Annotated in this window: 6 protein-coding genes, 1 tRNA gene and 1 pseudogene; 5 read left to right on the top strand and 3 right to left on the bottom strand. The window is 68.7% G+C overall.

What is annotated here, in order from left to right; all coding sequences use genetic code 11:
- Window positions 1–39 precede the first annotated feature (39 nt).
- Together QQK83_RS18730 and QQK83_RS18725 are read right to left on the bottom strand one after the other, a co-directional pair.
- Window positions 40–693 carry a GntR family transcriptional regulator gene (locus QQK83_RS18730; protein ID WP_284266872.1) on the bottom strand — a complete coding sequence of 218 codons (654 nt, stop codon included), beginning with the start codon at window positions 691–693 and terminating at the stop codon, window positions 40–42.
- On the bottom strand, window positions 687–1412 hold the full coding sequence (locus tag QQK83_RS18725) for a M48 family metallopeptidase (protein WP_417750371.1): 726 nt from the start codon (window positions 1410–1412) through the stop codon (window positions 687–689). Before QQK83_RS18725 ends, QQK83_RS18730 begins: the two co-directional genes overlap by 7 nt.
- A 115-nt stretch (window positions 1413–1527) precedes the next feature.
- Here QQK83_RS18725 and QQK83_RS18720 point away from each other — a divergent pair, with 115 nt between their 5' ends.
- The 3 genes from QQK83_RS18720 (at window position 1528) to QQK83_RS18710 (ending at window position 2654) form a co-directional block, all read left to right on the top strand.
- The gene (locus QQK83_RS18720; RefSeq protein WP_284266868.1) at window positions 1528–1872 is read left to right on the top strand and encodes a TIGR02300 family protein; all 345 of its coding nucleotides are present in this window, start codon (window positions 1528–1530) and stop codon (window positions 1870–1872) included.
- A 112-nt stretch (window positions 1873–1984) separates the two neighbouring features.
- Window positions 1985–2060: transfer RNA gene (locus tag QQK83_RS18715), tRNA-Ala, on the top strand.
- 138 nt (window positions 2061–2198) lie between these two features.
- Entirely contained in the window at window positions 2199–2654 is a 456-nt protein-coding gene (locus tag QQK83_RS18710; protein WP_284266866.1) for a hypothetical protein, read from the top strand.
- Between the two features lie 18 nt (window positions 2655–2672).
- On the opposite strand, the gene QQK83_RS18705 is transcribed toward QQK83_RS18710, so the two are convergent.
- Entirely contained in the window at window positions 2673–4583 is a 1911-nt protein-coding gene (locus QQK83_RS18705) for an FAD-dependent monooxygenase (RefSeq protein WP_284266864.1), read from the bottom strand.
- 128 nt (window positions 4584–4711) lie between these two features.
- Here QQK83_RS18705 and QQK83_RS18700 point away from each other — a divergent pair, with 128 nt between their 5' ends.
- On the top strand, window positions 4712–5167 hold the full coding sequence (locus QQK83_RS18700) for a MarR family winged helix-turn-helix transcriptional regulator (protein ID WP_284266862.1): 456 nt from the start codon (window positions 4712–4714) through the stop codon (window positions 5165–5167).
- A gap of 137 nt (window positions 5168–5304) precedes the next feature.
- Window positions 5305–5446, top strand: a pseudogene (locus QQK83_RS18695) (C4-dicarboxylate ABC transporter); the annotation flags it as partial.

Below are 5446 nucleotides of genomic sequence, written 5' to 3'. Positions count from 1 at the left end.
GGGGTGGGCGGGTGGGCCGCCCCGCCCCCGCGCGGTCCCTCAGCCCGCCAGCAGGCGCAGACCGTTGGTCACGTCCGCCCGCACCGCCAGCCGCAACCCCGGCTCGTCCCCGGCCTTCAGCGCGGCCACGATCAGCCGGTGATGCTGCGGCACCTCGGTGCGGTTCAGCCGCCCGTAAAGCGCCCGCATCGTGGGCCCCAGCTGCAGCCAGACCGTCTCGGCCAAGGCCAGCATCGCGGGGGCCTGCGCGCGCAGGTAGAGGGTGCGGTGAAACTCGAGGTTGCGCTTGATGTAAGCGACCGCGTCGCGGCGCGCGATGGCTTGCGCGATGGTGCCGTTGATCGCCTCCATCCGCTCGATCAGCGCGGGATGCGCGCGCGGCAGGGCGCGGGCCGACAGCTCGGGCTCCAGCAACGCGCGGATCGCCGCCAGCTCCTCGATCCGCTCGTTCGACAGCTCGGGCGTCGAGACGCGGCCCGAGGCCGAAAGGAACAGCGCCCCCTCGCTCACCAGACGCCGCACCGCCTCGCGCGCGGGGGTCATCGACACACCGAATTCCGCGCCGAGGCCGCGCAGCGTCATCGCCTGCCCCGGCCCCACCTCGCCATGCATGATGCGGCTGCGCAGCGCGCGATAGACCCGGTCATGGGCCACCGCGGCCCCCGTCTCGGTCGGGCGCGGGTTCATCAGCATGGGCCATCCTCCTCGAGGTCGAAACGCCAGGCCAGAAGACCCGCACCATTGCGCTTCAACCAGTCGCGGTGTTCGGCATAATCGGGCCTGAGCCGCGCGCAGACCCGCCAGAAGGCGGGGGAGTGGTTCATCTCGGCAAGATGCGCGACCTCGTGGGCCGCGACGTAATCCAGCACCGAGGGTGGGGCCATGATCAGCCGCCACGAGAACATCAGGTCCCCCTTCGAGGAACAGCTGCCCCAGCGGCTTCGCGGATCGCGCAGGGTGATCCGCCCCGGCGCGCGGCCAAGCGCCCCGGCATGGCGGGCGACTGCAACCGACAGCCGCTCGCGCGCCAGCGCCGTCAGAAGCGCCTTGAGCCGCGGGCCCTGCCGCGGGCCCTCGGGCACCTCGATCCGCCCATCGGTGAAGCGTGCGGCCCGTCCCTGTCCGGCGACGACCGCGCGCGGGGTGCCGCAGATCGGCAGCGCCGCGCCGATGCGCGCCCGTTGCGGGACCGGTGCGGCATCGAGGTGGCGGCGCACCCAGCCCTCGCGGTCGCGCAGAAAGGCCAGCGCCTCGGCCTCGGGCGCCCAGATCGGCAACGACAGGCTGACGGTCCCGTTGGCGCGTGACACGCGCAGCGAGAATCGGGTTGCACGCCGCGACCGGCGCAATGCCACCACGACCGGCGGATCGCCCGGAAGGACATGGGTTGAACTGCGCTGTCTGGACACCACTTCCAAGGCCTCGAGGATACGATCGACCGTCCTGCCGCACGGGGTTTGACAGTCCCCCGACACTATGGCAGAGGTCCGCATCCCGCGATACCGCAGAGTTATGCAAGGGGGTGTCATGCCCAAAGAGGAATGGGGCGTCAAACGCGTCTGCCCCACAACCGGAAAACGGTTCTACGACCTGAACCGGACCCCGATCGTCAGCCCCTACACGGGCGAGGTTGTCGTTCTCGACACCGGCAAGGCCGGCCGTAGCCTCGTGGCCGACAAGGCCGACAAGAAAACGGTCAAGGAGGCCGCAGCGGACGAGGACGATCTGGTTCTCGACGACGACGTCGAAATCGAAGACGACGATTCGGATGTCGATCTCGATGACGATGATGTTCTCGACGACGACGAGGACGACGATACCGTCGCGCTCGACGACCTGGCGGACGTGGCCGGAAACGACGACGACGACTGAACACTGGCGGTCGGCGAGGGGGTGGACAGGGCGATTTTTCCCTTGCACCTCCCCCCGCCCTATCCTACACCGCCGCACACCTGACGGGGGCGTCACAAGCGCCCCCCGACACGGGGCCTTAGCTCAGCTGGGAGAGCGCTTGCATGGCATGCAAGAGGTCAGGGGTTCGATCCCCCTAGGCTCCACCAAACATCCCCAATCCCTGCAGAAAACCCTTGGTCGCGCGCGTCGCTCCTGTCGCCGTGGCGGTCTCATGCCGCGCTTGTGGGCCATCGGCCGGGCGCAGTAGGGTTCCGGGGTGGTCGCGTGACCGGTTGGGGGGTGTGATGGGTTGGCTCAAGACACATGCCGAGGCGATCGGCGCTGCCGGTGCGATCGTCATGGCGCTTGCCGCGGTTGCCGCCGCCATCCTCGTGCCGATGCAGATCGCGGCCAATGACCGGACCAGCCGCGAGCAGGCCGCGCGCGAGATCTACCGCGAGTTCCTGAATATCACCATCCAGCGCCCCGACCTGGCCGATCCCGCCGCCTGTGCGCCCGCCGACCCGGCCCGCGCGCGCGCTTACGAGGCCTATGTCGATTACCTGCTCTACACGGCGGAACAGGTCCTCGACCTGTCGCAGGAGGAGTGGGAGGGGACCATCGCCGCCCGGCTTGCGCCGCACCGGCCCTATCTCTGCCGCTTCGACGCGGACGACCTGGCCACGATGACCGCCCCCGTCGCGGCGCTTGTGCGCTCGGTCGCCACCGGGTGCGAGGGGGCGCCGCCCCCCTGCCGGTGAGCCACCGCCGGGGCGTGGTCAGCCGGGGGGCCGACGGAAGATCCCGTCGAAATACGCTCCAAGCCGCTCGACGCCGTCGAAGGGCATCACATGCCCGACATGCTGGTCCGGCCGCACCACGACAAGGCACCCTGCCGCCCGGTCGATGCCGCGCATCTCGTAAATGTCATCGGCGGGGTTCGGCAGGGGGCAGAAGAGTTTTTCGTAATCCTGCAAGCCGAAGCGCCCCTTGCGCGGCAGGAAGATCGGCGGCAGATCGGTGATGTCCACCGCGCCCAGCTCGACCGGCAGCACCGCGCGCAGGTCGATCAGCGCGTCCACCTCGGCCCCGTCGACGCTGTGGCGCGCAAGCGGCGATAGTGCCGGATCGGCCAGTGCGGCGGCCAGCCGCGCCACCGCGCCGTCCTTGGTGGTGGGGTCTTCGTCCGGGGCGAAGGCAAAGACGCGCCAGCGCCCGTCCGCGCGGACGGTATGGCCCAGCTCGACCCGCTTCGCATCGGCAAGGCGCAGCACCGGCGCGGAGTGGAACCGCGCCCCGATCTCGAAGCGGCTGGCCAGCCCCTGCCACGTCTTCGGGCCGGTCAGGACCGAGGGCGCATAAGTTACCGCGACCCCGGCGGTGTAACGCCCCTGCCGGATGAACTGGCGCTGAACCGGCGGCATGTCGTCGGCCTCTGCGTCGCCCGTCTCGCGGATCGCCTGCGCCCAATGCCGGTCGAACTCGATCAGGTCCTGCGCGACCGCGTGGCGCTCGGCAGAGTAGCTGTGCAACAGCTCCGGCGCAGCCTCGCCCCGCAACACCGCCTTGAGCTTCCAGCCGAGATTGAAGGCATCCCCCATCGAGACATTCATCCCCTGCCCCGCCTTGGGGCTGTGGGTGTGACAGGCGTCGCCCGCGATGAAGATGCGCGGCGCCACATGCGCCTCGTCCCCCGCGGGCACATCGTCGAACTTGTCGGTCAGGCGCTGGCCGATCTGGTAGGCCGACCACCAGACCACGTCCTTCACCTCGAGGCTGTAGGGATGGAAGACGCGCTGCGCCTTGGCGATCAACTGCTCGACGGTGATGTCGCGGTCGGAGGCGCGCTCGCCGGGCGCAAGCCTGTCCTGCTCGATGTAGATGCGCACGAGGTGGCCGCCTTCGCGCGGGATGATCAGGATCGTGCCGTCGCCCGCCGACTGCATCACCGTCTTGAAGCGGATATCGGGGAAATCGGTGATGGCGAGAATGTCCATCACCCCCCAGAGCTGGTTGGCCGAATCCCCGCGAAGTTCCCGCCCGATGGCCTTGCGCACCGTGCTGCGCGCGCCGTCGCAGCCGACCACGTAGCGCGTGGCCACGGTTTCCGTCTCGCCGGTCGCGTGGTGCAGCGTGACCGAGACAGGATAATCCGGCGAGGCCGCATCATCGCGCGAGATCGACAGCACCTCGACCCCGTAGTCGGGGGCCAGCCGCCGCGGGCCGTTGCGCATCACCTCGAGATACATGTCATGCACGCGCGCCTGGTTCAGGATGACATGCGGCATCTCGGACAGGCCGTCCTCCACATCCTGCACGCGGCCCGCGCGCGCGATCCGCGACCGGTCGGCGGGGTCCGGCGTCCAGAAGACGGTCTGGTTCACCCAATAGGCCTCCTGCCGGACCTTGTGGGCGAAGCCGAAGGCCTCGAACATCTCCATCGACCGGCAGGAGACACCATCGGCCTGCCCCTTTTCCAGCGGGCCCGCCTTGCGCTCGACGATCCGGGTCGAGATGTCGCCGAACTGCGCCAGCTGCGCGGCCAGCGTCAGGCCCGCGGGGCCGCAGCCCACGATCAGCACATCGACCTCGGACGGACGGTCGCCAGCGGCCGCATGCGCGCCCTCGGGCTGAACGGCGGGCTGAACGGCGGGATCGCCGGGGCGAAACCCATCAAGGTGGTATTGCATGCGGACCCCTCCCTGCCTCCGTGGCAAGGGGGAAAGTAGTATGCATACTTACCATTCGTCAAGAAATCCGTTTGTATGCTTACTACTTTCTGGCAAGCTGACGGGCATCCGGGCATGAAGGGCACGCCGTGACACCAGAAATCTACAGGATGCCGGGGCACCTGATCCGCCGCCTGCACCAGAAATCGACGCAGGTCTTCCAGCAGCGGATGCGACAGGCCGGGCATGACATCACCCCGGTGCAATTCGCCGCGATGGAGGCCTTGCGCGGCGCGCCCGGTATAGACCAGGCGCAGCTGGCCCACCTGATCGCCTATGACCGCGCCACCATCGGCGGCGTCATCGAACGGCTGGAGAACCGCGGCCTGGTGCAGCGCGCAGCCAACCCGAGGGACCGCCGCGCCCGGCTCGTGTCGCTGACCCCCGCGGGTGCGGGTTTGATCGACGAGCTGATGCCCGTCGTCGAGGGCCTGCAGGCGGATATCCTCGCAGATCTCACCACCGCCGAGCGCAAGGCGCTTTGCCGCTTGATGGCCAGAACGCTCGCCATGCCGGAGGATGGGACAGAGGAGGATGGCCCCTGACCGAACCGCGCAGGCCACAAACAAGATATTTAAAATAACCGTTATGTGTTATCATTAAATGGAATCATCCTCGACCCGCAGGGGTCGGGGCGTGATCGCAAGGGAGGACCAAAACCATGAAAACCTGCTGGAAGGCGATGAACCTCGGCGCGGCGGCGCTTGGGCTGGGGGTTTGGGGTGGGGCCGTTTCGGCGCAGGAGGTGACGCTTCGGCTGCACCAGTTCCTGCCGCCGCAGGCGGTTGTGCCGATGCATGTGCTGGATGTCTGGGCGGACGGGA

It is taken from the genome of Roseicyclus amphidinii (assembly GCF_030163755.1).
Taxonomy (GTDB): Bacteria; Pseudomonadota; Alphaproteobacteria; order Rhodobacterales; family Rhodobacteraceae; genus Roseicyclus; species Roseicyclus amphidinii.
Note: the sequence above shows the minus strand (reverse complement) of the source record. Positions and strands in the feature narration are given on the sequence as shown.

Excerpts from the sequence above, each read along its gene's own strand:
- QQK83_RS18720 (WP_284266868.1), top strand. The coding sequence starts at position 1,528 with ATGCCCAAAGAGGAATGGGGCGTCAAACGCGTCTGCCCCACAACCGGA.
- QQK83_RS18710 (WP_284266866.1), top strand. The coding sequence starts at position 2,199 with ATGGGTTGGCTCAAGACACATGCCGAGGCGATCGGCGCTGCCGGTGCG.
- QQK83_RS18705 (WP_284266864.1), bottom strand. The coding sequence starts at position 4,583 with ATGCAATACCACCTTGATGGGTTTCGCCCCGGCGATCCCGCCGTTCAG.
- QQK83_RS18730 (WP_284266872.1), bottom strand. The coding sequence starts at position 693 with ATGCTGATGAACCCGCGCCCGACCGAGACGGGGGCCGCGGTGGCCCAT.